Origin of the sequence: Chitinophaga rhizophila, from assembly GCF_019492185.1 — a bacterium.
Classification (GTDB): domain Bacteria; phylum Bacteroidota; class Bacteroidia; order Chitinophagales; family Chitinophagaceae; genus Chitinophaga; species Chitinophaga rhizophila.
Genome location: NZ_JAICCF010000001.1, coordinates 1,384,662 through 1,410,679, shown reverse-complemented (window position 1 = coordinate 1,410,679; position 26,018 = coordinate 1,384,662). Strand labels below are relative to the sequence as shown.

General features: G+C 41.2%; 20 protein-coding genes. 7 read left to right on the top strand and 13 right to left on the bottom strand.

Going from position 1 to position 26,018, the window contains the following annotated elements; genetic code table 11:
* Nucleotides 1-17: 17 nt before the first annotated feature.
* Both K1Y79_RS05275 and K1Y79_RS05270 read left to right on the top strand, forming a co-directional pair.
* Nucleotides 18-1,376, top strand: coding sequence for a RagB/SusD family nutrient uptake outer membrane protein (locus K1Y79_RS05275; RefSeq protein ID WP_220248951.1), 1,359 nt, complete (start codon nt 18-20; stop codon nt 1,374-1,376).
* A complete protein-coding gene (locus tag K1Y79_RS05270) occupies nt 1,373-2,767 on the top strand; it encodes a TlpA family protein disulfide reductase (protein ID WP_220248950.1) in 1,395 nt (464 codons plus the stop codon). Before K1Y79_RS05275 ends, K1Y79_RS05270 begins: the two co-directional genes overlap by 4 nt.
* Before the next feature lie 621 nt (nt 2,768-3,388).
* Here the strand turns inward: K1Y79_RS05270 and K1Y79_RS05265 are convergent.
* Together K1Y79_RS05265 and K1Y79_RS05260 are read right to left on the bottom strand one after the other, a co-directional pair.
* Nucleotides 3,389-3,910 carry a hypothetical protein gene (locus tag K1Y79_RS05265; RefSeq protein WP_220248949.1) on the bottom strand — a complete coding sequence of 174 codons (522 nt, stop codon included), beginning with the start codon at nt 3,908-3,910 and terminating at the stop codon, nt 3,389-3,391.
* Between the two features lie 531 nt (nt 3,911-4,441).
* Nucleotides 4,442-4,852 carry a MauE/DoxX family redox-associated membrane protein gene (locus tag K1Y79_RS05260; RefSeq protein WP_220248948.1) on the bottom strand — a complete coding sequence of 137 codons (411 nt, stop codon included), beginning with the start codon at nt 4,850-4,852 and terminating at the stop codon, nt 4,442-4,444.
* Nucleotides 4,853-5,203: 351 nt separating this feature from the next.
* Between K1Y79_RS05260 and K1Y79_RS05255 the strand changes: the two genes are divergently transcribed.
* From K1Y79_RS05255 to K1Y79_RS05235, 5 genes are all read left to right on the top strand, one after another.
* Nucleotides 5,204-6,469 (top strand): Gfo/Idh/MocA family oxidoreductase, encoded by a 1,266-nt coding sequence (locus K1Y79_RS05255; RefSeq protein ID WP_220248947.1) that lies wholly within the window; start codon nt 5,204-5,206, stop codon nt 6,467-6,469.
* Nucleotides 6,470-6,629: 160 nt separating this feature from the next.
* Nucleotides 6,630-7,934, top strand: coding sequence for a HEAT repeat domain-containing protein (locus tag K1Y79_RS05250; protein WP_220248946.1), 1,305 nt, complete (start codon nt 6,630-6,632; stop codon nt 7,932-7,934).
* Between the two features lie 94 nt (nt 7,935-8,028).
* Entirely contained in the window at nt 8,029-8,436 is a 408-nt protein-coding gene (locus K1Y79_RS05245) for a hypothetical protein (protein WP_220248945.1), read from the top strand.
* Nucleotides 8,437-8,738: 302 nt separating this feature from the next.
* Nucleotides 8,739-11,372 carry a glycoside hydrolase family 2 protein gene (locus K1Y79_RS05240; protein ID WP_220248944.1) on the top strand — a complete coding sequence of 878 codons (2,634 nt, stop codon included), beginning with the start codon at nt 8,739-8,741 and terminating at the stop codon, nt 11,370-11,372.
* A gap of 556 nt (nt 11,373-11,928) precedes the next feature.
* Entirely contained in the window at nt 11,929-12,675 is a 747-nt protein-coding gene (locus K1Y79_RS05235) for a hypothetical protein (protein ID WP_220248943.1), read from the top strand.
* A gap of 326 nt (nt 12,676-13,001) precedes the next feature.
* On the opposite strand, the gene K1Y79_RS05230 is transcribed toward K1Y79_RS05235, so the two are convergent.
* The 11 genes from K1Y79_RS05230 to K1Y79_RS05180 all read right to left on the bottom strand — a co-directional run bounded on the left by K1Y79_RS05230 (nt 13,002) and on the right by K1Y79_RS05180 (nt 25,860).
* Entirely contained in the window at nt 13,002-14,405 is a 1,404-nt protein-coding gene (locus tag K1Y79_RS05230) for an undecaprenyl-phosphate glucose phosphotransferase (RefSeq protein WP_220248942.1), read from the bottom strand.
* Nucleotides 14,406-14,554: 149 nt separating this feature from the next.
* Nucleotides 14,555-15,292: an FkbM family methyltransferase gene (locus tag K1Y79_RS05225; protein WP_220248941.1), complete on the bottom strand. Its 738-nt coding sequence runs from the start codon at nt 15,290-15,292 to the stop codon at nt 14,555-14,557.
* Complete coding sequence (locus K1Y79_RS05220) at nt 15,289-16,392, bottom strand: glycosyltransferase family 4 protein (RefSeq protein WP_220248940.1); 1,104 nt, start codon at nt 16,390-16,392, stop codon at nt 15,289-15,291. Before K1Y79_RS05220 ends, K1Y79_RS05225 begins: the two co-directional genes overlap by 4 nt.
* A 4-nt stretch (nt 16,393-16,396) precedes the next feature.
* The gene (locus K1Y79_RS05215) at nt 16,397-17,836 is read right to left on the bottom strand and encodes a hypothetical protein (RefSeq protein WP_220248939.1); all 1,440 of its coding nucleotides are present in this window, start codon (nt 17,834-17,836) and stop codon (nt 16,397-16,399) included.
* 11 nt (nt 17,837-17,847) lie between these two features.
* Nucleotides 17,848-18,702, bottom strand: coding sequence for a hypothetical protein (locus K1Y79_RS05210; protein WP_220248938.1), 855 nt, complete (start codon nt 18,700-18,702; stop codon nt 17,848-17,850).
* Nucleotides 18,703-18,756: 54 nt separating this feature from the next.
* Complete coding sequence (locus tag K1Y79_RS05205; protein WP_220248937.1) at nt 18,757-19,398, bottom strand: class I SAM-dependent methyltransferase; 642 nt, start codon at nt 19,396-19,398, stop codon at nt 18,757-18,759.
* Entirely contained in the window at nt 19,391-20,086 is a 696-nt protein-coding gene (locus tag K1Y79_RS05200) for an FkbM family methyltransferase (protein WP_220248936.1), read from the bottom strand. Before K1Y79_RS05200 ends, K1Y79_RS05205 begins: the two co-directional genes overlap by 8 nt.
* Nucleotides 20,083-21,432 (bottom strand): flippase, encoded by a 1,350-nt coding sequence (locus K1Y79_RS05195; RefSeq protein WP_220248935.1) that lies wholly within the window; start codon nt 21,430-21,432, stop codon nt 20,083-20,085. Before K1Y79_RS05195 ends, K1Y79_RS05200 begins: the two co-directional genes overlap by 4 nt.
* Nucleotides 21,425-23,785, bottom strand: a complete 2,361-nt coding sequence (locus tag K1Y79_RS05190) for a GumC family protein (RefSeq protein WP_220248934.1) — start codon at nt 23,783-23,785, stop codon at nt 21,425-21,427. The genes K1Y79_RS05195 and K1Y79_RS05190 overlap by 8 nt, the downstream gene beginning before the upstream one ends.
* Nucleotides 23,786-23,793: 8 nt before the next feature.
* Entirely contained in the window at nt 23,794-24,558 is a 765-nt protein-coding gene (locus tag K1Y79_RS05185) for a polysaccharide biosynthesis/export family protein (RefSeq protein WP_220248933.1), read from the bottom strand.
* A 63-nt stretch (nt 24,559-24,621) separates the two neighbouring features.
* A complete protein-coding gene (locus K1Y79_RS05180) occupies nt 24,622-25,860 on the bottom strand; it encodes an acyltransferase family protein (RefSeq protein ID WP_220248932.1) in 1,239 nt (412 codons plus the stop codon).
* Nucleotides 25,861-26,018: the final 158 nt, after the last annotated feature.

The window sequence follows — 26,018 nt, the reverse complement described above, 5'->3', positions numbered from 1 at the left end:
TACTTAATTGTAAGAAAATGTATATCCACATCATTACAATAACGCTGTTCATATTACTGGCCGGTTGTACAGAAAAGCTTGAGGTTAAGCCAGACCAGTCTATGACAATACCCGAAACCGTAGATCATTACCAGTCGTTGCTAGATTTTTCCGCTAACATGAATGCGGATGTGCCGGTTTATGGAGAAGCCAGTGCTGATAATTATTATGTAACTGACACACGTTTCAGCGTACTAGTTTTAGCTGATCGCGAAGCTTACCTGTGGCGTGACAAAATGTTCCCGGCCGTTGTTGGAAGAGTTCTTGACTGGTCTACGCAATACATTCGTGTTAATTACTGCAATACGGTCCTGGCTGGATTAAAGGGAGTATCCGGTGAAGCCGGAACTGCTGCTTATAATAATGTAAAGGGGTCAGCACTGTTTTTTCGTGCGTTCTCTTTTTATGTACTGGCAGAGGTGTTTTGTAAAGCGTATGATAGTACCACAGCGACCAATGATCTAGGCTTACCGCTGCGAACCACAGATGATGTCAAGCAGATATTTCCCAGAGCAAGCCTGAAGGAGACTTATGATCAGATTTTTAATGATCTGTATGCATCAATCCCGCTATTGCCCGATATTGGTACTGTAAAGACACGGCCATCGAGGGCGGCAGCTTACGCTCTACTATCAAGAATGAATCTGATACTGGGCAACTATAGCGACGCTAAAAGGTATGCTGATAGCTCACTCGTAATACATGACAAGTTGCTGGATTACAATACAGTTGAGGACGTAGGCGCATCTCCCTTTGATAAATTTAATCCTGAAGTGATCTTCTATGCAACGATGACTGGCACTCCGCTCATTCTGCCTGGAACTAGTGGTACTGATACAGCATTGCTTAATCAGTTTGCAGAAGATGATTTGAGAAAGATCTTATTCTTCAGGCCTGGTACGGTACCAGGATTCTTTTCATTCAAAGGGTCGTATTCTGAAAACCCGCGTCACTTGTTTGGTGGTATCGCAACCGATGAAATTTATCTGACACGGGCTGAATGCTATGCGAGAGAGGGAGATGTAGACAGGGCAACTGCTGATCTGAACAAGCTATTAAGAATGCGTTGGAAGTCTGGTAAATATGTTGAGCTGACGATAAAGGATCCGGAGATAGCACTGAGGACAGTATTGGCTGAAAGACGTAAGCAGCTGATGTTCAGGGGTAGACGTTTTCCTGATTTGAGACGTCTAAATAAAGATCCAAGATTTTCAACAACTGTCATCCGCAGCGTAAATGGAGTACTTTATCAGTTACCACCCAATGATCCAAGATATGTGCTTCCTATTCCGGAGGATGAAATTATAGTAAGTGGCATACAACAGAACGAGCGATGAAAATAGCTGTGCTGTATCTATTTGTTATGTCAATGATTTTAATGGTTTTGGTTGCTGTAGGGCAGGATAGAGAGCTAATGAAAAGGCAACCACTTCCTTTAAAACCTGTAGCCATTGGAACAACGGTGCCAAACATTGTTTTCCGTAATGTGGTCAATTATTACAGTGAAGAAGTATCTATTTCCCAGTTTAAAGGAAAGGCAATACTCATTGATTTCTGGGCAGCCTTTTGTCAGCCATGCCTGGCTCAGTTTCCGAAGCTGATGCAATTCCAGGAAGAATTTAAATCGGAATTGCAGATTATTACGGTTACAGGCGACGATATACAAAAAGTAAAGGCGCTATTTGCTGAAATGAGTTATGAGAATATACGCCTTATTACAGCTACTAATGATGGTCCTGAAGTCAATGATAGTCTATTTTTCTATTTCCCACACAGGTACGTACCTCATTACATATGGATTGCACCTAATGGCGTGGTCAACGCTATAACCGGATATGAAGCGGTTACCCGGGAAAATATTCGGTCTCTAGTTCAAGGTAATCCAATAAACGCAGCTAATATTTCGATAGCGGAGCAACCACAGAATTTTCATCCCGCTTTATATACTTACCAGGAAGCAGATATTGCCGATCAAATTATGTTAAATGATTCGATTAATGGATTACTTGCATATTCCATCCTGACTGGGTATAAGAAACAATATCCACCGAGTTCCGCAATTGATAATTCCGGAATCTATAATCAACGGAGAATACGTGTTTGGAATCTTCCCCTCAGCACAATGTTCAGGCTAGCCTTCGGAATTTTAAGTCCAGATCCAAGTCAACAACGACTCATCCCAGTACCCAAACTGTTTTTTGATATCCGGAATAAAGAAACACTTGAGAAGCTGACAAAAAATTATGAGCATCCCCCGGATACAGCTTCTGATTTATATTGCTATGACTTAATTATTCCTGGTAAGGGAATGCGTCTTTTGCAGGAAAGAATGAAAGAAGATCTTACCAGATATTTCGGCGTATATGGAGCGGTCGAACGGAAAAATTTAGTATGTTATACCTTAAATATGAGAGATAGTTGTTTAATTAAAACGGTCGGTGGTGCTATGTTGCAGGAAGGGAATATGTACTATTTGAAGTTGAGAAATTCGCCATTATCACGGTTGGTGGAGCATATTCGTGCATATAATGAAGATAGCAAAACTGTATTTTATAGAGGCATAGAGTCAGCTATCCTGATAGATGAAACTGGATTTCAAGGTTGCATTGACATAGACTTATCTGTCCGTATGAATGATCTACAATCCTTAAAAAAGGCTATACACTCATACGGACTTGAGTTATGTGAAGAGCAACGCTGGGTAGATGTATTGATTATTAGAGATTAATTACAACTTAGAATTATAGTTTTGTACCAAATATTGTTACTATCGAACTTGTACTCTTACGAATGGTGACATACCCAGCGCCTCGCTTTTGTATGACATATAAGCTAGAGCTACCCTGGGCTAGGTAACAACAATGTATATTAGCGTTGTAAGGGCATTCGTTGTCAATATTGGCTCCAGTGCTAATTGCAGTAGTACTGCACTCGGAAACAAAATTGGCGTGTTCGCTCGTAGCATATGCGCTCAAAGCGCTAAGTAAGAATACCAATAAAATTGGATTCAGCTTAACCGTTTTCATTTGTTGGACAGGATTTTAACAACGCGTGGAACGCATTTGGTTTTTAGAAAAATTTGCTCAATCGGCTGATTCGTTTGGACATAGGCCAATATATCCATACATTTTTACCGATGTTGGCTTAGGATATCGATTTGTAATATTTAGCTAGTCTAATTGCGTATTCTCCGCGTTAAATATACTAAATGAATTTGCTTTGGTATGTAAGATTCGCGTGGGAATGTTTGTCCGTATTAGCATTTAATTGAAGTTCATTTTGTGGATTGCTTTGGATGACTAGTATGGATAAAATAAAGTACTGATTGTTGCTTAAGTAAGCAGTGTAGTTAGGGCATTTGATATATGGAAACACTGGTAAGATCGGTTACAATAAGCCTTTTCCCCGAAACGTTAAAAGAATTTAATGCTTCGCCATTTCTTAAGGGTATGTAGAAGCTTTCAATATAATTCCCGCTTAATAGATCATACACATCAATAACTGTATTGTGTTTATTCTTTATTAGTGTCTCATTATCCGCTTTCACAAGACTATTAACGTATATCTTTCCTTCATAAACCTGGCTGAGGTAATTAATCATCATCCAATTTCCGCCAGGCTTATATAAAATGCTATTGCCAGCTGACTGATTATGAGCTAGGTAATTAGCGCGATAACGTGTAAATGTGTCAATTGTATGTACAGTTGGCAACAAACAGAATGCCGTGTCAAATATTGTGATACTATTGCTGAAATGATGAACAAAAGCAAGTGTTAAATGCCTGAGGTCATATAGTAATGTGCCGCTACCTGATAAATTTGATTCTGTTAGCAGGTTCGCCGCTTTAATCGCGCCCGTGTTAGTATTCAATCTGCAAAAGGTTTGGTCTGTGAGATGTCCTGTGAAGTACTTCAGTATAAACGTTGTATCATTTATTTGAACAGCATTTGTATAGTTGTGTTGTGTGTTTATAAAGGATAGCTTTTTTTCATGAATGTTATAACATATTATGTTTGCTACATTGTAGGCATATAGATAAAGGTCAGGGTGATTAACGTGTATGCGAAAGCCGCTGACTAATTGTCTTTTTAGACTGTCAACTGGAATGTGAATCGCCTTTAGACTATTAAGTCCGGTGTCTGTGTATAGAACATAGGTTGGGTCCTCACTATGGAAATAAAGGGTGTCCTTATCTCCACTGGCGATAAATAACGAATGCGGAACGTTAATTGAACGTATTAACTTGACTCCATTCTTGCTAAAAATGCGGGTGAAGCCGTGTTTATTTTCAATAGGCCGTCTGGAAATGTATACAAGTATAAATATTGTGCTACCAGTCAGGATAGTTATTAACACTATGGTATAAAGTCTTTGGTTCATAGTTTTATATTGAAGGGGCCCCTATTTTTTTACGGGTATTAGGAAAATGCCGGTAAGCGAGATAAGGGTAAATATGATGTTGAAGATGAGATGCTGATTCCAGTTCATTTGTGAAAGTACCCCGCCGCAGGCACAGGGTATAAATGGACTGTAGTGTAACATAGCATAGATGTAAATTGTAAAGGATAGCATCATTGCGTATGAGAGATAAAGTCCTGTCAGTCTGGTTTGAGGAACTATTAGCAGTGCGGCAATTAATAGTTCAGATAAGGGAACGAGCCAGACAACAGTACTTGCATAATCTGCAACAAAAGGAGACTGTCCGAGTTGATGTTGAAACATACTGTATTGCAGCAATTTACTGAGTGCTGCATAGGTGAATAGCATTACTAGGAGTACAGCGGGTAAATCAACTATAAGTTTGCGTGTCATATGGATAACTGGTTATTCTGGAAAAAGATTTATATATAATCAAGCTGCCTTATGCAGGACCGATATCAGCACATCGGGTAAAGTTTGTTTGTTGGTATACTTATAACTTCCTCTTTTTTGCAGAGTGCGAACTGTTGTTAACAACATGGAACGTTTTAGCTAGCATAATGGGTTATCAGGGACGATGTCTTTCACGGATTAATAAACTCTGAGTTTGGCTAACAATGTAGGCCATTCAGCATGGCCGAATATAGAGAATTTTGTTCAAAATGATCATCAGGAGATCATATTAATGTACACTTGCAAAATCATTTTCATATCTTGGTGTCAGGTATTCAATTTAATCACAACATGGGGCAGAATAAGAATCAGTCAAGAAGAACATTCCTGCGGAATGGGATAGGAGCAGTAGCAACATTTACGATAGTGCCGCGTCATGTGTTAGGGCGTGGGTATTTGGCTCCTAGTGATCAGCTCACGAAAGGTGTGATCGGTACTGGTGCGATGGGTAGAGTGCATTTCAACTATGCAGGGACAAGGGTTGTTGCTATTTGTGATGTGGACAAAGGACACCTTCAGCAGGCCCAGGACATATTAGGTGGCGGCGTAAAGGCTTTTAGTGATTACCGGGAATTACTCCAGCTTCCGGAGGTTGATATTGTACATATTGCAACACCACCTCATTGGCATGGTACTATTGCGATAGATGCTGCCCGTTCGGGAAAGGATATCTGGTGTGAGAAACCAATGACACATACTATAGGAGAAGGTAAGCGAGTGAAAGAAGCTGTACAGCAATACGGTCGTATGTTTCGCCTGAACACCTGGTTTAGGTTTGAAGATAATTTCTACGGGATGAATACTCCTGTTAAACCAATAAAAAAATTGGTAAGTGCAGGCTTACTGGGATGGCCACTGACAATAACACTTAGTCCGCACACAGGATTTGATTGGAAACAACACTGGGTAGGCAAGACCAATTTGCCGCCCGTATCAATTCCGGTAGAACTTGATTATGATCGATGGTTAGGACCAGCGCCTTACAAACCATATCATCCGCACCGCGTACATCAGCATTTCCGGGGATATTGGGATTATGATGGTGGGGGGCTTGGAGATATGGGGCAACATTATCTTGACCCGGTACAGTACATACTCGGCAAAGATGACACTAGTCCGGTAGCCGTAGAGGTTGATGCACCGCAACAACATCCAGATGCCGTTGGTACATGGAGGAGAATCACATATACGTACAAGGATGGTTGCAGAATCGTTCTTGATGCAAACGGCCGGGATGAGCAGGCCGCCTTTATCGAGGGTCCGTCAGGAAAACTCTTTCCAGGTTTCCGATCAGACATTCCTGATCTACATAAGAAGCTGGCCGCCTATCCAGATCCACCACCTCAGATAACGGATTTCCTTGTGTCTGTGAAAGAAAGAAAACTTTTCGCATTGAATGAAGAGAATGGTTATCGTTCCTGTATGTTGGTAAACATGGGCAAGATAGCCTTGCAGTTAGGCCGCTCCCTGGAGTTTGATCCGGAAAAACAACGATTTCTTTATGATGATGGTGCAAACAACTTGATAGACCCACCTGCCCGTGCATATTGGGCGTAATAGATAGAAAATCTTCATGAAAAAAATTATACTATTAGCTATTTTCTTGTGCAACAGCCCAAGGTTATTCGCCCAACAGATACCGCATCCATATGCTGCTAGTATTAATCGTATATTGAAGTTGTTGCCGGCCAAGGATCAGCAGCAACAGGATAGTTGCATGTTAGCAATATCTAAACTGGGAATAAACGGTTTGACTGAAATGGCTACCATGCTCCAGCCTGCTGGTAAAGGAGACAATACATCATTACAATTTGCTCTGGCAGGGTATGCAAAATTTGTATCTGCTGCATTGCGTGACACCTTGCGAGGCAGGGCTATAAAAGCCTGGAGTAAAGCGCTCCCCATGACAACTGATGCTAACAACAAAATCTTTCTCATAGAACTACTGCAAATATTTGGGGATAACAAGGCTGTTCCCTTATTAAAGCCATATCTGTTAAATTCGCGTTTTTCCGACCCCGCTATACGCGCTTTGGTGCAGATAAAAAGTCCGGCCGCAGTAACAGCTATGGAAATAGCTCTCGATAAGGCTAAGGGTGCAAGTGAAATAAGTTTAGTAAAGGCATTGGGCCAGCTGCGTCACCTAGGTGCAGAACCTGGTATAATGTTGCGTGCAAAGTCTGACGATCCTGTGTTAAAAAGAGCTGCGCTTTTCGCACTCGCAAATATAGCAAGTGAAGATAGTGAACCATTGCTGGCGGCAGCCGCAGAGAAAGTTAACTTTGGTAACGATATAACAGGTGCAACAGCCGCTTATCTGTTATTTGCGTCAAACCTTGCCAATAACTGGCCGACAGCACCTGCAGTGACGGCGGCTAATAATGTACTAAGAAAGTGTAAGGAAGATAGTGTCGCTCATATCCGGATTGCTGCATTGAAAATAATTGTTGATGTGATGGGAGAGAATGCAACACGAACACTTATCACGGCTGCTGATGATAAGAACCGAGAGTATCGAGGTGCTGCGCTTGCTATGGCTGCAAGGAACATAAACGCAGTTAGCGCATCTATGTGGACGGACAAAGCAGCAACTACTGAAGGAGAGCTCAAGGCTACTATAATAACCATGTTGGCAGAAAGCAAGCAGCGTATCGCAATATCATTGTTTACCAAAGCGTTAAAAGACAGTAGTCAGCTGGTAAGATTAGCGGCGATAAATGCTGCTGCACAAGTGCAGAGTATGGAAATGCTCAGCCCATTGCTTGTAGCTATAAAAACAGCCGATACTGCTGAATTAAAAGCGATAGGTAATGCCTTACTACATATCAGAAGCCGGGATGTGTCCGGATCTGTAGCTGTAGCTATGTTACACGTGCCGCCTGCTGCTCAGCTTATATTGCTCGATGTATTGGTCAGTAAAAAGGCGGTAGACAAAGAGCAATTTATCAGCAGACTACTGGCAAGTGAAGATGCTACCGTCATATCGGCTGCCAGGGCAGCACTTAAGGCTATCAGGGAGTGACCGCTTTTGTGGCATCGTATTTGTTATTTATCGGATATCTTATGATCGTTTATTATATCAATCTATATTATATCACTATCAATATTTCTCTTTTATGAAATCACTGTTGCTTCTGCCCATGCTGTTGTTGGGTCTTGTATTCTCCAGCTGCACTAAAGAATATATTACCCAGGAAGCTGTCATACCTAATAGAACTATTCAGTTTGATGTGCAGGCATCAGCATGGCAATTTGATTCTGATTCCAAAACCTGGTATGCACCGATTCCTGTACCTGAAATAGATGATTATGCAAATCGCAATAGCGGTATACTTGTTTACATCTCTTCAGATAAAGTAACCTGGGAAGCTATTCCTGATGTATTTAATGGTTCAACTTTTGTATACACTTACAAACCAGGAACGATCTACCTGGAAGTTCAGAGAGCAGATGGCGCAACGATCGATCCTCCTACTTCAACAATATATACTAAGGTGGTAATAGTGGAATCTGACCCTATATAATAAATTTATCAATTGCCATATAAGGGTGGAAGGTGATTTTATCACTTTTCACCTTTTTTATTTAAAGCAGTTCACCTTTCGGTAAGTATTTTTACTAGTCGAGACTAAATTATTGGCCGTATCTAAATAGTTGAAAATTACAAATGATAGCTAACTTCTAATTATGTTAAATAATTAATATTTGTTCAGCTAAGTTACCGCCTATCCAATATTAGCCTGTTCGCATTTTGATTTTGAGCTTTCAACCTATATTTTTGTTTTATCAGTGAATGTTGGCACTTTCTGCCTAAAAAAATCTTTTCATGCACATTATGGTTCGGAAATTATTGAATGTTACAGGTCTCTTATTAGCACCTTTTTTACCATTGGCTGCGCAAAGCCAGTATGAATTAAACAGCGGCTGGCAGTGTAATAACATTGCAAAGGTTACTGTCAAGGGAGAAGCGCTTTCTACGCCTTCTTACAAACTATCAGGATGGATGCCGGCAACGGTACCAGGTACAGTTTTGACTACTCTGCTTAATAATCAGCTGGTGCCAGATCCCTTTTATGGGATGAACAATGAGCGTATTCCGGACATTTATACCACCGGAAAAGATCATTATACTTATTGGTTTGTAAAAGATTTTACTGAGCAGAAACCGGCCGCTGACGGACAGGTATGGCTGCACTTTAGAGGAGTAAACGATGGTTGCGACATCTATGTGAATGGGCATCGAATTAATAACGCTACTCACTTTGGCACTTATCTCAGACACTCATACAACATCACCCAATGGTTGGCAAAAGATGGGAAGAATAGACTCGCTGTTATTGTCTATCCGCCTGCTGTTGTTGGTGACCCGAATGGTGGTCAGGGTGGTGATGGCACTATTGCAAAAAATGTTGGACCACAGTATACTGCGGGTTGGGACTGGATCCAGCCAATGCGTGATCGTAATACCGGTATTTGGGATAAGGTAACTATTGAGAAGACAGGGGCTGTCCGTATTAAAGATCCACAGGTCATCACTAGAGTGCCTGGTATTCGTTTACCGGAAGGACCGCAAGCACCTGCTACGCTTATTGTCAAAGCTACTCTTCAAAATGCTACTGCTAAGGTTGTTGAAGGTGCATTGCGGTACAAACTCTCAGGTAATACCATTTCAAAGAAAGTAACGCTAGCGGCAACTTCGATGACTACAATAGATTTACCAGATCTGGAGCTTAAAGACCCAAAGCTGTGGTGGCCTAGTGGCTATGGTCCACAACAGCTATATAATCTTCAACTGGAATTTGTAGATGATAATGGCATTGATGATACTGAAGATATCAGCTTTGGCGTACGTGAAATCCAGACCTATTGGAACGGGCATACTAATAGCCGGGAGGTAGCTGTAAACGGTCAGAAGATTTTTATCAAAGGTGGTAACTGGATAACTTCCGATGCAATGTTCCGGTTCAGTAAAGAGCGTTACGACGCAGAAGTGCGTTTCCATAGGGATATGAATTTGAACCTCATACGTATCTGGGGTGGAAGTTTAACTGAAAGACCAGAGTTTTACGAAGCCTGTGACAAATATGGAATGCTTGTATTCCAGGATTTTTGGATGTCTGGAGATTGTAATGGAAGATGGGTTGATCCACTGAAGAAAGAGGACCAATGGATTCGCCGTCGTTATCCTGACAATCATAGCCTTTTCATTGAGTCAGCGGCTGACCAGATTAAAATGTTGCGCAACCATGCTTCTCTGGCTTTCTGGTGTGGTGGTAATGAAATTACACCTCCGGTTGATATTTTGAACGCTATAAAGGATTCTTTAGCTGTGTTAGACAATACCCGTTTCTTCTTCCATTACTCCAACTCAGACAGTATGTCTTACAATGCGATCGGCGGTAATGGAGATGGACCCTATAATATACAACCGATGTCTGTTTTCTGGAACGAGAAAACATTTCCTTTCAATTCGGAGGTTGGATCTGTAGGGGTTGGAGATTATGAGTCTCTGGAGAGATTTATACCTACTGCCAACATGAAAGCTCCTGAAAATAAGAAAGGTGGAGTCGATTCTGTATGGGACTATCATAAATATATTCCTTATTTTAATCATCTTGACCCATACGGCAAGCCTAAAGATGTAAAAGACTTTGCTGCCAAGGCTCAGCTCGTAAATTATGATCAGTACCGTGCCCTGATGGAAGGCTTTAGCGCTCATATGTGGGATTGGTATACAGGAGTTATTATTTGGAAAACACAAAATCCGTGGACTGCTTTACGTGGTCAGATGTATGATTACTATCTGGATCCAAATGCATGTTTATATGGTAACCGTACCGGAGGTGCACCATTGCATGTAATGTGCAATCCAACTGATGGTAACATCTTCACAGTCAATAATACCTTTAAATATCATACAGATATTATGCTGCAGCTGACGGCCTTTGATATGGCAGGTAAGGGCACGCAACTTACCCAGGTGTTCACCGAAATCAGTCCTAAAACTGTGCAGAAATACCTTTCAGTGAAAAGTGGCCTCGATAAAATGGGTGCAAAAGATGGCGTTTTTCTGTCGGCGCGATTGTTAGACAAAGACAAGCAGCTTATTGATGACAACCTTTACTGGTTCCCGGACAGCACAGGAAACTACTCAGGTCTGCAAAAAATGGAAACAGCTAAAGTGCAGATACTTGCCCAAAAGGCTGGGAATGATAGCATTACTGTAAAAATAAGCAATCCTGTCAACGGTCCGATTGCGTTCTTCAACCGCGTTTCTCTAGTTAACAGCAAAACAAAAAAACGTGTTCTGCCTGTATTTTATAATGATAATTATATTTCCGTACTGCCTGGAGAAGAGAAACTGGTGACTATTAGCGGAGAAGCTATAGGCCAATCCGGTAACATAGTCGTAACTGTAAAAGGTTGGAATGTGCCTGAACAAATCATCAACATCAAGTAGATAAAAATGACGATTTTTTAGAATCTTTTAGGGTCGGAATCTCATTCCGGCCCTTTTTCATTTATCCCTGAAAATGGCGATTTTTCACTTTTACGGCAAAAAAGTTGCCCTTGACTTAGGAAAAGTGAAAAAAAATTCTAGGTATTTAGTTGGTTCGTAAATTGCTGAAAATGAGATGGTATTATGTTTTTATCTATGTTTCAGGTTGACACAATTGCGCTATTATTAATATAAAAAAATATTAATAAATAAACTATTTCCTATATTTATTACTCGGTTTTACACCATTTCAAGTATTATGCTAACGAAAAGATTGTCGTTTCTATCTGATTTTTTCAACTGTTCCTTATAGGGAATATCAGATACAGCCCGGTCAGTGTCAGGTGGACTAATAGCAGTGCAGCAATACTAATTGTGAATAACAGGAAAACAAGAGTCAGCGAATACATATCCAATATCCTGTAACCTTATGATATCAATTAAACGAAATCTGATTTCTAAATATTGTCTTAAAGATCATATTAAAAGTCTTAAGGGGTTTGATGAATATTCAGCAATGCGGCATAGACATCTATTAATAGCATTATTTATTGGTATTTCCGGTTTGCTAGCTGCCTGTGGCGGCGGTGGCGCTGGCGGTAAAGAAACCGTTTGCGACCTCGGACTGAAGCCTAAGATATCCTCGAACGCTCCTTTGGGTAATAATGATACCCTGAGATTGTCTGTTTTTGGAATCGATGAGCCGAAGAAATATACCTGGGAAGGCCCGAACGGGTACGTCTCTCATGAAAAATCTCCGGTAATCGTGCGTCCTGATAAGGGTCCGCATGTATATACATTGAGTGTTGTTACAAATGGCGGTTGCACCTACACTGCCAGCTCTGGAGAATTAACTGTTACTGGTCCATGGGATCCGTGTGATCTGGATAGCAACGTATTAAGAATCCAAAGGGTATCTTTAATGTCTTTTAATAAGATAGAAGGGCGTCCTAATGGTTCCAATTTCGTTGTGCATCTAAGCAATGGAGAACTAGCAACATGTGATTTTGAATTTTCAGGCAATCAACCTCCAGCTGAGGGCCGGTATCCCGTAGTAACTGGTACTGGCACCGTACCTGCTGGTCGAGTTAGAGTACTGGTAGATATCTCTGCATTATCGTTCCCATATAATGCAACCGGAGGAGAGGTGTTGGTCACACTGAACGGAACTACAACAATGATCAGCTTCTGCGGTGTAACATTTACGTCCAGCAACCCTATTTCCAGTACTACTGGTGGGGCTAATATCATGTGGACGCCCTGATAGAATTATTGATCCTACATTTAGATTAGTAGAATATTCAAGCGCATATTATCGGTAGTGTCCGGCAATATGCGCTTTTTCATTGTTAATAGCATCGGCGGATATACTGGATCAACAGTCTTCATTAAGCGAGGCATCTACAACATTAATAGCTTTTTCACGGCACCATGATAATCATAGACTTTTCTCTGCTAAGACCTGTAACACAGAATTGCCTTATATAATGCCTAACAAGATCAGAAGTATGTGCTATTGTTCAAGTTTTTAGTCTCCTTAATAGCGTTTACATATATTGGTCTGAATCGAGTTAAATTGTCTATTAATAATTAATAGGCGTTTTTGTCGCCTTTAATCATATTCATGAGAGTTTGAAAAATGATCTGGCAGTCGAGCCAAAAGCTGTAATTTTCAATATACCATATGTCCAGGTCAACACGTTTTTGCATCTGACCTGAAAAACGAGTCTCACCTCTGCAACCGTTTACCTGGGCCCAACCGGTAATACCGGGTTTTACCATCTGTCGCAACATATAATGCTGTACGGTTTCCCTTGATTCGATATGTAAAGGTGTGGCATGAGGGCGCGGTCCAACGAAAGACATGTTACCCATCAGTACATTGATGCATTGTGGCAGTTCATCCAGATTTGTTTTACGCAAAAATCTCCCTATAGTTGTAACACGCTCATCATCTCTGGTAGCCTGCATAAACTTACCATTACTATCTACCTCTGCAGATTGTACTTTCATGGAGCGAAATTTATAACAGGTGATCTTCTTGTTTTTTAATCCCCATCTTTCTTGCTTGAAGAGTACTGGACCTTTGGACGATAGCTTAATAAGTATGGCAATTAAGGCAAATAGCCAACTGAATGCAATCATGATGGCAAGCGTAAAGAAAATGTCAAAGGCCCTTTTTAAACGCTGATGTCCCGGATCGTCTAATGCAAAGGAGCGAAGATTGACCAGCGGAATAGTTCCCAGCAGATTCATGCTGGTTGTAGGTGTACAATATTGATGTACATCAGAGATAAGTTTGACCCTTTTGGCTGCTCTTTCACTAGTGACAATAATCTGCGCTGTCTGCTCTCTTGCTGATTCAGGCAATGCAACAATTACATCGTCTATCTCATTTGATTCAAGTATATTAGTTAACTCAGATATCTTACCAAGATAATGTCCGTTTATTTGAGCATTTGTATGATCATCCACAAATCCGACACAATTATACCCGAAGTGATTATTGGCTGTGATGGTCTGGTAAAAGTTAATGCCCGTCTGACCAGTACCCACTATTAATACGTTTTTGGGATTACTGTGATGAGATCGCCAATGCAGCGTGAGTTTTTTTACAACGTACTTGGTAATAATAACGCCCGCAAATATGTACACTCCATACAATAAGGTAAAAGTACGGGGATAGGGGTATGATCTGAAAAAGTAAAAAAATAGAAAGGAAAACACACAAACATGCAGTAGTACGTTTTTTAGTATAGCTACAAACTCAAAAGAGTAAGACGAAGTCTTTCGATAATCATCATATAAGCGTAGCGATGTGCCGGTAATTGTCCATATGAAAAGGCTCGTCATTAAAAGAAGAATATTAAAATTGGAAAGAAATACATCGCCTTTCCCAGCGATATACTTCCTGGTCAACAGAAATGCGGCAGTCAGCACCATATAATCAATACTTTGTCTTAGAAACTGGATAGCATGAATACGTCGTTTCATATGGATGTATTTATACAGATTGCATGATTAGAATATGGGGTATTGCTATGAAATAACGTGCTCTTAAGGTTAAACTCAGGGATTAGCTAATAGTATTATTGGTGATAAACATCCATTCATATACGAGCTAGATGTTACATCGATCATGATTATTTTCTTTTCTTATACAATAGGTCCATCTGCAATATTTGTAAGTCATCTGTCTGCAGAAAGCCGACTGGCGCAATGAACTCAAATCCAAGTTCTTTGACATAATTATGCATTTCATCAAACAGTGGCTCACCATCATACATCTGTACAAACGATGTTTCAAAAAGCAGATAATCTATGTGTTCCAGACTATGTACTGCTCCTTTTAATACCTCTTTTTCAAAGCCCTGTACATCTAATTTCAGCAGAATAGGCGGCTCTACAGGTAACCCTGGTAACAGATCATCCATACACTTAACAGGTACCTTAATCTGGTCGGCTTCTGCTGTTTGCGGTAATAATTGTTGCTGTAAAGATGACACATGCAGCGCCGAACTAGCATGTGAATAATGATTCGCATAAAATTCAAGTGTACCATTTGTGCTACCCAACGCAAAATTGTACGTATGAATACGTGGGATGTTACGCGTATTCTGTTCCAAGGTAGAGTACACTTCTGGTATTGGTTCAAAGGAATGGATACCGGCTTTAGGATAAAAGTACTTAGCTGATAATGCAAACTGGCCTCTGTTTGCTCCAACGTCCAGGATAGTATTCACTTCGGGAATGTAATGCTTGCAATTATGCAATAATTGCGTTGATGCAATTGATACACCTTTTTTCAGCATTGATGTTAATCCTCGGCCGGATTGTAAAAAGACTTTAGCAGCATCTGCTAGTTTGAAGATAAGGTTCATGACACAAATTTGTTATTCCAGCAATCTTTATAAAAACTTATAGTTTCCCTGACACTTTTTTCCCAGGTGAACAGGCTAGCCTGTGCAATTCCAGCGCTTACGGTTTCCTGACGAAACTGATTGTTTTCCAGTTGCAGAATCTGATCTGCAAATGATTTTGCGGTAATTTCACCAGCCAGAAGGCCGGCATTGCCAACTACCTCGGGCATGGAGGTGCAGTTTGTTGTAACCACAGGACAACCTGCTTTCATCGCTTCACCAGGAGGAAATCCAAATCCCTCATAACAAGAAGGATAGAGCAGGCACCAGGCATAATTGTAAAGCGTATTCAAATCAGCGGGTTTTACATTTTCAACAATGAAGTAGCGTCCTGGCAGTTTTTCTTCCAAAAGCTGCCTTTCTGTTTTATGCCAGGCACCGCCACCTGCTATCACAAGTGTATACTTAGGTGGTAATAGCATAATTGTCTCAATCGCAGTTCTGAAATTTTTATAATTATCACGTCCGCCTACATACAGTATATATGGGTTACGAATATCTGCAGGTAACAATGGCGCGGATGACTCTGCCTTGTCAAACGGGTGAAAGGTATCAGCAATGCCATGATATACAACACGCAATTTCGCAGGATCGGTATCTGGGAAAAAGTGCAATAACTCCCTTTTTGTACTGTCGGAAATACAAATAATTCCATCCGCACGTTTGATACCGTAAGCCTTCTGCTTTATATTAGCTAGTCCGCGAGGAAATGGTGTTGCAATCCTCCGCTCATGCGCAAAGTCATGAATGGTTAATATATTCAGCACATTCTTCTGCGGAGACACTCGGAGATATCCTGCATGAAACACCGCACTGTGAGGTAAAGTACGTTGTAAGGGAAGATACCGCAGGTATCTTGGTGGTATCCAGCTTTCTCTAATACAGGGGTGTTGTTGATAATTCAGCTGTCGCTCAAATATATTTGCAGGATTCAAACCTGCGTTTAGAAAGCTCACTGACAGACCTGCATTACATATACCCTGAAGCAGCTCATACCAGTATACTGATACTCCACCTGCTTTCTGTATGGTAAACACAATATTGTCCAGGAAGATCTGCATATGTCTAATAAGAATGTTTCAGTTGATATACTACTGGATCAAAAACGACTTCCTCCTCATATGCGCATATCAGCGCTGTAATGATTAGAAAAAGATCTATCTGACTAAAGAAAAAACAAACCCATATAAAGGCAAAATAACTGCTCTGAAATGGAGATATGTTCTTTCTAGTGTGCGTTAGTATGAAGAAAAAGATGATTAATGAAAAGAAACCAAATTCTGCCAGTATATAGAACCATCGCATGTTAAGATTATGTCCACCAATACCATTTAACCGGCTTTCATAGTTCATCTGCCCGAAAAAATACTGTGCAGGTATAAAAGTGCTATTGCCTGCACCGTATCCTGATAATAGTAAATAGGGCTGATCTTTGAAGAAATCTACTACCGGCAATTCCATATCCCGCTGTAAGGGCATGCCCATCACTACATTGTTCTTCTGCCAAATTTCATTGTCATACCTATATACCGATCTTTTGAATACCAGCTGATACATGGCACTGTTCTGGTTCTTTGCATATAACTTGATAAAATAGTCTTTTGATTCGTTGACGATCAGAAAGAGACTGACAATAATACCAAGCGTGCAAGCGATTTTTAATCTTGTAGAGGATATGCGGTTTACTACAAAGAAGGTAAGTATAGCAGATAGCATATTGATCCAGAAAGTCTGGGATACGGTGAGGAGCCCCATCAATATACTGATGCCAGCCAGACGATATTCTTTGTTACGTACAAACAGGGGGATTGACACTGATAAAAATGCGCTGAATACCTTTGGTTCACCAAATAGCGCCTGTACACGCATGCTGAATATAGACGTTGACGACTCCAGCATATAGCGCTGCTGAAGCCCAAGAATTTCCCCCAAGGTATTATTGTGTAATACAAACTGGCAAAATATCTGTAAGGTGGCAACTACAAAAGAAAACTTTGCAATACGTTTCAGAACAGCTGCATAATAGTCAAAAGACAGTTGCTCATTATCTTGTAATATTTTTGCACCTATAGCAAACAATGGAAGGTAAGTCTTGATATAAAAATATATCGGTCGTAAATAAAAGTCATTCTGCTTCCCTGGCGGATAATAGAACGGATCTTTATATAGTTGAACAATGAGAAAAATAATAAAGCTTGATAAAGCCGGTAATACAAGTAACAGCAAATATTTACGGTGAATATAAATCTGTCCTTTTATAAGGTAATGAAGCTGCTCAACAGTAAACGCCACGCTTACAAAAAACGTCGCTGTAAAAGTAGGCCCGATCCTTAGCATAGTATAAGCTTCTGTCGCAAATGCATACAGCAATGTCTCCAATGCAGTTATGCGGCCTTTGTAATGCAGATGTAATAACATGCCGGCAATTACCAGTGGCATTGTCTCTTTGAACACCTCCACATATGGATTGCTACTGACGAGTAAATTATAAATACTGTTATCCATCACCTCACGATTTATGATATGCGTTTGTACAAATTGTACAACATGCTATTACCTTTTACTATCTTTTTCATCATGTAAAACAGGTAGCTACATTTGAACACCGTATCCAGCGTATAAGTATCTGCGACGATATCAACTTTAATTGCCGCTGGATGTATGATTTCAGGGATACCGCCGTATACCATCTTTTTAAACCATACAGGTTCCGTTCTGGTATGCGTTGCTTCCTTTCCAAACCCGATATTCCTGACTAGATTAGTGTTAGGTGTAATAGCTATTCCTTTATTGAACAGCACTGTCAGAAACCATTGGGTATCCCACGTATCCGCTTTCTCTTCAAAAAAAATATCCAGTTCTCTTACAAGCTGTGGTGGCACGTCTTCTTTTGAGGCATGCCGGTACCGTTGCAACGAGATGTCGTAATACTGCCATGCTCTCCTCCAGCTTGCCCATCCCCATATATGAGCATATCGTGAGAAATAGTAAGACCCCTCACCTCTGCTGTTACCTGCCTGGTAATTGCTACCTCCTATATGCATTATCTGCTCATTATGTCGGTACCGTTCCAGCAATGTTGCACAAAAGCCGAAAAAGCTGGGGTCGGGTAAGCAGTCATCTTCCAGTATAATTCCTTCTTCCACCTGTGAGAAAAACCAAGTAATTGCGCTGCTTACTGATCGGGCGCATCCTAGATTTTGATCCCTGAAAAGTGTACGTACCTCACATGGCCAGTCTATGGCATTCATTACTGCTGCTCTTGTTTCCATGCACAATTCTTCTTCTCCTGCAATGAACCGGCGTGGGCCATCGGCTGCTACAAATAAATGGGTAGGTCGTTGCTGCCGGACACATTCCAGTATCTGCATGGTCTGGACAGGCCGCTTAAATATTAATAATAGAACGGGCGTATTCAATGCACTTTATTTTATAGCTTCTAATGCAACTGCACTTTCAAATCGCGATGCTTCCTCAACAAGTCTGAACATATCATCGGGACAGTCATTGAACCTGCATGTTCTTACCTGTCTAAAACCTGTTTCTTCTAATATGCTGGTAAGCGATGGAGTATCCCACATGTACAGATGTTCTCTGTTGCCGAGTGTAGTCTGTAATAATCCTCTTATTCCACGTAACCGTTGTCTTTTGCCAAGCATCGTCTTTTCCAGAAATTTAGTATTGGCCTCCCGATCCTGATTGGACAAGTCCTCCACATATTCCCGCGCTGCACTTTCCAGATCTGGCACTACGCAGCGGAAGTAACCGCCGGGCTTAAGTATACTATAAGTGTTGCGTACTGCCAGTACACAATCTTCATAAGCGAGATGTTCAAGTACATGAGAACAGTATACGCCATCACAGGAGTCAGGAGCGATACCGGGTAGCTCTTTTAAGATGTCTCCAAGTAATACATCCTGGGGGAACGTCACATGCATTCTATGCTTCAACAATCCGCCAATTAGCGGAAGTTGCTGTATACGTAGGGTGGGAGAAGCATCAAAGTTTTTCCAGCCTTTAGGAGCGGAAAAAGGTCCACAACCATATTGGACATATAACTTACTCATGGGTCATATTTTTAAAGAAGTAGGTATAATATGTTTTGGCGAAAATGGCATAACCGGCATGTTGCATGAACTGTCCCAGCTCACAGTTATCCATTTCTGACAGCAGGAAAGGGTTCGATTCTACCAGGATATAAGCTGGCCGGTATTTTTTCCAGTTGTTAGAGCGCAATACGTCCATATCAAGACCTTCAGCATCAATGGTTAAAAAGTCAATAGAACTGCCTGCCGGGAGGTAATGATCAAGGATGTCGGCAAGTGGCCAGGTTTCAATTTTTTTCTCTCTGATTACCTGGTATTTAGGATCCTGTGTATACTCTTCAACCTTATCAGTTGAGAAAGTATTGAGTGCCGGCTCATTGAAAATATGATAGGTAAGATGTTGTCTGGTAGCAGAAACACCCATTTCGAGATTTACATCCTGCGGACGGTACCTATCAAACAATGCCTTAGAACCCGGCATAGGATCGATATTAATACCAGTCCATTTCATTTTGTAGAACAGGTAGGTATTGGATACACGGAAGGGATGATGTGCGCCTACATCCACATAGACGCCGTTTGTCTTGTTGTCAAAAATCCTTTTCAGAATAAGGTCTTCTCCTTCTGAACTATAAGCTGGTGCCAGATAACGTATCTGTGGAACAACTTTAGAAGCAATTGTCGCTATGATTTTTTTTACACTCGTCATTTCGTCAAATACTTTTCGCGTATTACTGATAAGAAATTGTCTGAAAATGTTTTAAACGCATCAAACATATATCTGGCATCAGCAATCGCTTCCGCCGGATATACCATTTTCTGCATCATTCCTGCAAGCCTGCCAGTTTTGTCCAGGGCTACCAACGTTGTGCAAACTGCTATGTAGGAAAGTACAGTAGCAGTGGCTGCTCCAACGCCTGCCATGGAGGGGATTAATAGTATGTTAATGACAATATTTACCAAAATCCCGGAAAGACTGGCACACAGGTTAGTTTTGTACGCTCCTTCTATTAGTTGATATTGCATGAGCGCAGTACAAAGGAAGACAGGTATATTCGCCCATATGTGAATAGACAGTATGATACCTGATCTGGGATATTGTACGCCATATAATAGCTGCGTCACCGGCATTGCTGAGAATGTAACTAAAATGGCAACCAGCGTACTTGCCCAGAACGATAGACGTAGCCATCGCTCCATTGCCTGTACATAAGCTGACACATCTCTTCCCTTTTTCTTGATAAGCCCGGGTAACAATGCTGTAGATAAGACCGTTGGTAGGGCGTACCATATTTCTGATATTCTGGCCGCCGCTGCATACTCGCCTAATTGCGCAGATGTGCCAAGTGTATCCAGCAATAGCTGATCTGCTTTCAGGTATAGCAATACTAAAAGGCCAGTAAACATTACCGGCCAGCTCTCCGTAAGTAAGTGTTTGATTTCCTGAAAACTTATGGCTTTCAGTAGGCGTCTGTTGCCGCTTCGTATATAGTTAAAGAATATAATAAGGTATGTTACAAGCAATTCAATAAATGATACCCAGAGCAACTGAATGAAAGTGCCATCCATATAAACCAGTAGCAGTTTAATTAAACAGAAGAAAATAAATACTGTTACCTTAGGAATAATTACCCGCTGAACTTCATTGTTTGCCTGATAGTAAGAGTCAAACACATCAAATGCCTGCAGTATCACAATCAGTCCGGTGATCGCTGTTGTATACAGATATACGTCTGAATACCCTTTAATTGCAAATACAATCGCATTAATGCCTAGAAATGCGAGTAGCGCAGCCACCAAACGAACTGCCAGTGATGATGCAATGATCCGGTCAGCTTTCTCAGGAAACGATACTACCTCTTTTACTACTATTTTGTCAAGTCCAAGTGTAGCAAGACTACCTAGTATGGCCGTCAGAGCGAGGGCATAATTCCAGATACCGAACGCCTCCGGACCGATATGCCTTGCTATTACTGCCATAGTAACAAGTCCTATGAACAAACGGGCAAACTTGTCTGCCAATAACCAACCGCTATTTGTAAATACTTTATGCAATGCGTTGTCTCATTTTTTTAGCTAATGATGACCATACTTTCTCTTTATGGCCATTATCGGAATAAGAATAATGATCATAGTAGTAATATGGATAGAAAGAATCCTGCTCAATACCATTAAATATGACGCCCGACTTGCGGAAGAAGCTGTCTCTGACGCTCTCTGCTACAGCTGCCATTTTGGACTTCAAAGTGAAGTTGTAGCGTACCATAAACAGTGTACAGTCAACGAATGGTGCCAGGCTCTTGGCATCAGATACAATACCAATTGGTGCGGTATCAATAAGGATGTAGTCAAACCGTTGTTTTAGCGTTTCTATCAGCGTACGCATCCTGGCACTTTCTATCAACTCAACAGGGTTAGGAGGAATTGGGCCAGAGGATATCATATAAAGCCCGTCTGTACCCGGCACATTCTTGATAATTTCATCCAGGGTTTTACTTTCCACCAGATAGCTGGTGATTCCTGTCTGGTTGTCCAGCCCAAGGGAGCGGGAGAGCTTAGGTTTGCGTAAGTCCAGCTCCAGCAGTATTACTTTTTTATTGTTCACTGTCAATGAATTTCCCAGATGGGCAGTCATAAAGGTTTTACCCTCTCCAGAGATGCTGGATGTAATCATGATTGTAGACTGACCATGGTGCTCATTCAGCAGGAAACGGAGGTTAGTACGCAGGTTGAAGATCTGTTCAAGTAATACTGAACGGTTATGCAGGGACAGGTCTTTTTGTCCTGTTTCGTCCTGGTAGATCTCTGCCATTACCGGGCGGCCGAATGCCTGTTCAATTTCTGATTTGTCCAGTACTTTATTATTCAGGAAATATTTTATATACACATAGACAGTACATAGTACCAGCGCAACTGCCAGGAAGCTCACAAATACCAGCGTCTTTTTTGGAGATTCCGGTTTAGCCGGAATAAAAGCAGGTGCAAGTACCTTATTGTCTGTTACATTGCTGGCGTATGAAACAGCGGCTTCTTCCTTCTTTTTCAGAAGGTGCAGGTACAGGTTTTCCTTTACGCTTTGCTGTCTCTTCAGATTAATGTATTCCCTTTCATAAGCTGGTATACTGGCTATCTTTGCCTGTATCTGGTTGACCTTCGCCTGCATCTGATTTTGCGCTACACCTGCATTACGCTTGTAGCCGGAAATGTAGTTTTTGATGGTATTCCTTGCATCGGCAATCTGTGCTTCTGTATTCTGTAGTATCATACTACCGGGTTGCAGGGATAACGACAATCGTTTTTTCTCCTTTAACAGCTCTTCATACCGGTTGATCATACCTGTCAATGCCTGATCAACATTCCCAAGTACCGGGGCAAAGGGATAGTCCGTGCCGGGGTCATTAATATAAGACTCTACCTGATCGAATACAGAGAGTTGCATATTGGCGTCGTTCAGCTTGATGTCAGCTTCCTTTACCTGCTCAAGTGCGAGTTTTGAACTACCCTCAATGTCTGTAATCCCCCGCTGTACTTTGAATCGCTCTTCCTGCTTTTCCAGAAATCCTAATTCATCTTTTAATGAATCTATACGTACGGTAAGGAAGCGGATGGTCTTAAGTGCAACACGATTTTTATCATCCAGGGTATATTCATTGTAAGTATCCAACAGTGCATTCAGAAAGTTTGCCGTGCGGGCAGCAATACGGTCTTCGTAGGTAACCATTACAACAGTGGCATCTCTGTTCACAAGTGCAGTTCCAATATCTTCAATCTTTTTATATGCCAGTTCCTCCACTGAGTCTACCTGCACCCTGAACGTCTCATTTAGAGGTTCATTGCCGGATGGATGATAGCTGATGCTGAACCTGTCCTTGTTTACAAAGAAAGGATCATCGGAATGCACATGGAAGACAATCTCTTCATCTTTTGGATTATTAACCCATTTAACATTCAGTAGATCCTTCTCAGGAGTAATGTCAAATTTGTAATTTCCCACCTTTGCGCTATCACTCAGAAAGTTTAACCTTAATGGATTCTGATCGTAGATTTCCTCATTCCGGAACGCCCCTTTTGTAAAATAGCGTACGTTAAAGCGATTGTCTCGTATCACCTTTTCGATTAGTATGGGCGATTTCAATACTTCCATTTCATTCTCGATATTCTTACCGCTATTGAAAAGTGACAACGATTTAAGCAGATCCGTCTCTTCCCCGTTTTTCTTTTCATCCTTCAGATAGAGTTTAGCGGTAGACATATATCGTGGACGTGCATATTTGAGATATATCAATGCGCCTGCCGTTGCGACCAGTAGTACAATTAAATACAACGGCCAGTGAAACAGCAGTTTCCTGAACAGATCTCCAAGGTCTATCAGTGCACTTTTATTGTTCAGTTCCTTATTTCGATTCATTTGATGTATCATTTAACAGAAACAATGACGATGGTGGTGATTAATGAAAGAATACCGATAGCCGCTGGCAGTAACTGTACGAGCTTTGAAGTGCCAAACAGTTTATTGGAACCAGGCTTGACATAGATAACGTCATTATTATTGAGGTAGTAGTAAGGCGAAGCCAGTGTTTTTCCATCATTCAGATTGAGAGAAACATATTGCTTTTCGCCGTTTACCTCTCTAATTAGCATAATGTCGTTACGCACGGCGGTGGTGTTCAAATCACCCGCCATACTAAGTGCATCCAGTATCGATGCTCTTTCACCAGGTACTCTGTAAGATCCGGGACGGGCTACATCGCCCAATACCGAGACCCGGAAATTGGCGATACGCGTCGAGACATACGGATTTCTGATCGTCTTGTTCAGTTCCTGTGTAATAATATCATTGATCTCAGAAGTAGTTTTTTCTTTGACAAACACCTTTCCTATGAGCGGCAGACTAACGAAGCCGGCACTATCGACAATATAACCCGCATCCATACCGGTTGGATTAGTGGGAGATGTGTTAACAGCTGCCGGGTTCAGAATAAGCGAAATGTCCTTGTCAATCGTCGTAATTGTAATTTGTAAGATATCTCCTGGCTGTACTTTAAATGACTGTAATCTGTTTGTTGTTTCTGTTCCGTTAATTTTCTCGAGATCATTGAAATAGGTAATCTTCTTGGTGTTGACACAGCCTGTAAGCAGGACCGAGGCAATAAATAACAGTAAATGGATTTTAGCTATCATATTCAATGTTGATTAATAAAAACAAAGGTGACGACAGTGGTCTTGTTTCATTGGCAATATGTATTACGTGGTAATTTGTTTGTTGACGGCGGTAACGAGTCCAGGTGACGGCTTTCTGAGCAGCCGCTTTCTGAAAAGGTCCTGGATAGGTAACTCGAAATAATAATGAGTAAGTATACTTAGTGGAATCAATACAGCATAGAATGTAAGCAGCGTGAGCGGAGAGTGGAATACGTCTCTGCTGAGTCCGAGGATATCTACCATGATAAAGAATACAACCATTAGCGGAAAGTGTATCAGGTACAATGCATAGCTGGCATTGCCCAATACCAGTGCCCATTTGATCTTCAGGCTTCCCCTTGTAGTCTCCGTCAGTGCGAGAGTAAGTATGGTAACAGGAGAGATGATAGTACGGAAGAAGGTATTACGTGAAAGATTGAACAATGCAGTATGAAAGGCTTCATCTTTCCCTGACAGTACTTTCTTCATTACTATCATAGAGATATCCCGGATATAGGAAAACGCATATTCCGTCACAACAACTGCCCAAAGCAGCACCGCAGCCACTGTTACAATATTAGCAATACGTCTTACATTTTTCTGTTCCACCATCCATGCGTAGAGATGGTAGCTTAGGCCGCCGAGGAAGAAGGAATAAATGCCCTGACCTATCATTGAATAGACATATTGTATTACTGCTCCTGCTACTACTATACCAATGATCAGCAGTTTGTGCCGGTGCAGGTTTTTCCATGCGAGCAGGAAGAACAGCAGGTATAGTAACAGTTCGACTGACATAGACCAGGACGGCCCGTTAAATCCATTCAGTGCCGGGGTCTTCTCAAACCCCCAGCTATGTATTGCCAGCAGGTTAAGAATAAAATGATAGGTGTCATTATTCTGAATAATAAACGTGTGGCCGTTCATACTCCGCATCACATATTGTATGAATACCAGTGATATCAGGGTAATGAGATGTACCGGGTATAGCCTGGTAATCCTATAGCACATAAAATTGCCGAACGGAGTTTTCCTGTCAGCTATTTTATCTGCATAAAACCAGAAGAAAATGAATCCTGATAATAGAAAGAACAGATCCACCGCGAAGAAGGCGTGATGGTAAAAAATTGAAAGGTATGGATACAAAGGTACTCCCAGCTCTTCAAGCGGTTTGGTCTGGAGCGTCTGATCCTCATAAAAGTAGAACTGCCAGTGACATAAAACTACTATGAGCGCAGCAAAGCCCCTTATAGCATCCAGGCTAAAGAAATATTTGGGTGATGGTTTGTTATTAGGAGTCATGGAATGGCTATCAGATCGAACAATAAAATACCGTACAGCGGTTGGGGCACCACTATATGCAAGTGAGATTTTTGCAGATTTTATTGATTATGCATTCGCAGACTGAAGCAAGTTAAATCAAAAATGTCATATGCACAAAATTGGAAAAAAAAGATATT

What these genes read in the sequence shown, in the direction of transcription:
- K1Y79_RS05200 (WP_220248936.1), bottom strand. Translation starts at nt 20,086, where the DNA reads ATGACGAGTGTAAAAAAAATCATAGCGACAATTGCTTCTAAAGTTGTT.
- K1Y79_RS05245 (WP_220248945.1), top strand. Translation starts at nt 8,029, where the DNA reads ATGAAATCACTGTTGCTTCTGCCCATGCTGTTGTTGGGTCTTGTATTC.
- K1Y79_RS05220 (WP_220248940.1), bottom strand. Translation starts at nt 16,392, where the DNA reads ATGCAGATCTTCCTGGACAATATTGTGTTTACCATACAGAAAGCAGGT.
- K1Y79_RS05255 (WP_220248947.1), top strand. Translation starts at nt 5,204, where the DNA reads ATGGGGCAGAATAAGAATCAGTCAAGAAGAACATTCCTGCGGAATGGG.
- K1Y79_RS05205 (WP_220248937.1), bottom strand. Translation starts at nt 19,398, where the DNA reads ATGAGTAAGTTATATGTCCAATATGGTTGTGGACCTTTTTCCGCTCCT.
- K1Y79_RS05240 (WP_220248944.1), top strand. Translation starts at nt 8,739, where the DNA reads ATGCACATTATGGTTCGGAAATTATTGAATGTTACAGGTCTCTTATTA.
- K1Y79_RS05235 (WP_220248943.1), top strand. Translation starts at nt 11,929, where the DNA reads ATGCGGCATAGACATCTATTAATAGCATTATTTATTGGTATTTCCGGT.
- K1Y79_RS05210 (WP_220248938.1), bottom strand. Translation starts at nt 18,702, where the DNA reads ATGCAGATACTGGAATGTGTCCGGCAGCAACGACCTACCCATTTATTT.
- K1Y79_RS05250 (WP_220248946.1), top strand. Translation starts at nt 6,630, where the DNA reads ATGTTAGCAATATCTAAACTGGGAATAAACGGTTTGACTGAAATGGCT.
- K1Y79_RS05230 (WP_220248942.1), bottom strand. Translation starts at nt 14,405, where the DNA reads ATGAAACGACGTATTCATGCTATCCAGTTTCTAAGACAAAGTATTGAT.
- K1Y79_RS05215 (WP_220248939.1), bottom strand. Translation starts at nt 17,836, where the DNA reads ATGGATAACAGTATTTATAATTTACTCGTCAGTAGCAATCCATATGTG.
- K1Y79_RS05260 (WP_220248948.1), bottom strand. Translation starts at nt 4,852, where the DNA reads ATGACACGCAAACTTATAGTTGATTTACCCGCTGTACTCCTAGTAATG.
- K1Y79_RS05275 (WP_220248951.1), top strand. Translation starts at nt 18, where the DNA reads ATGTATATCCACATCATTACAATAACGCTGTTCATATTACTGGCCGGT.
- K1Y79_RS05180 (WP_220248932.1), bottom strand. Translation starts at nt 25,860, where the DNA reads ATGACTCCTAATAACAAACCATCACCCAAATATTTCTTTAGCCTGGAT.
- K1Y79_RS05270 (WP_220248950.1), top strand. Translation starts at nt 1,373, where the DNA reads ATGAAAATAGCTGTGCTGTATCTATTTGTTATGTCAATGATTTTAATG.
- K1Y79_RS05190 (WP_220248934.1), bottom strand. Translation starts at nt 23,785, where the DNA reads ATGAATCGAAATAAGGAACTGAACAATAAAAGTGCACTGATAGACCTT.
- K1Y79_RS05185 (WP_220248933.1), bottom strand. Translation starts at nt 24,558, where the DNA reads ATGATAGCTAAAATCCATTTACTGTTATTTATTGCCTCGGTCCTGCTT.
- K1Y79_RS05225 (WP_220248941.1), bottom strand. Translation starts at nt 15,292, where the DNA reads ATGAACCTTATCTTCAAACTAGCAGATGCTGCTAAAGTCTTTTTACAA.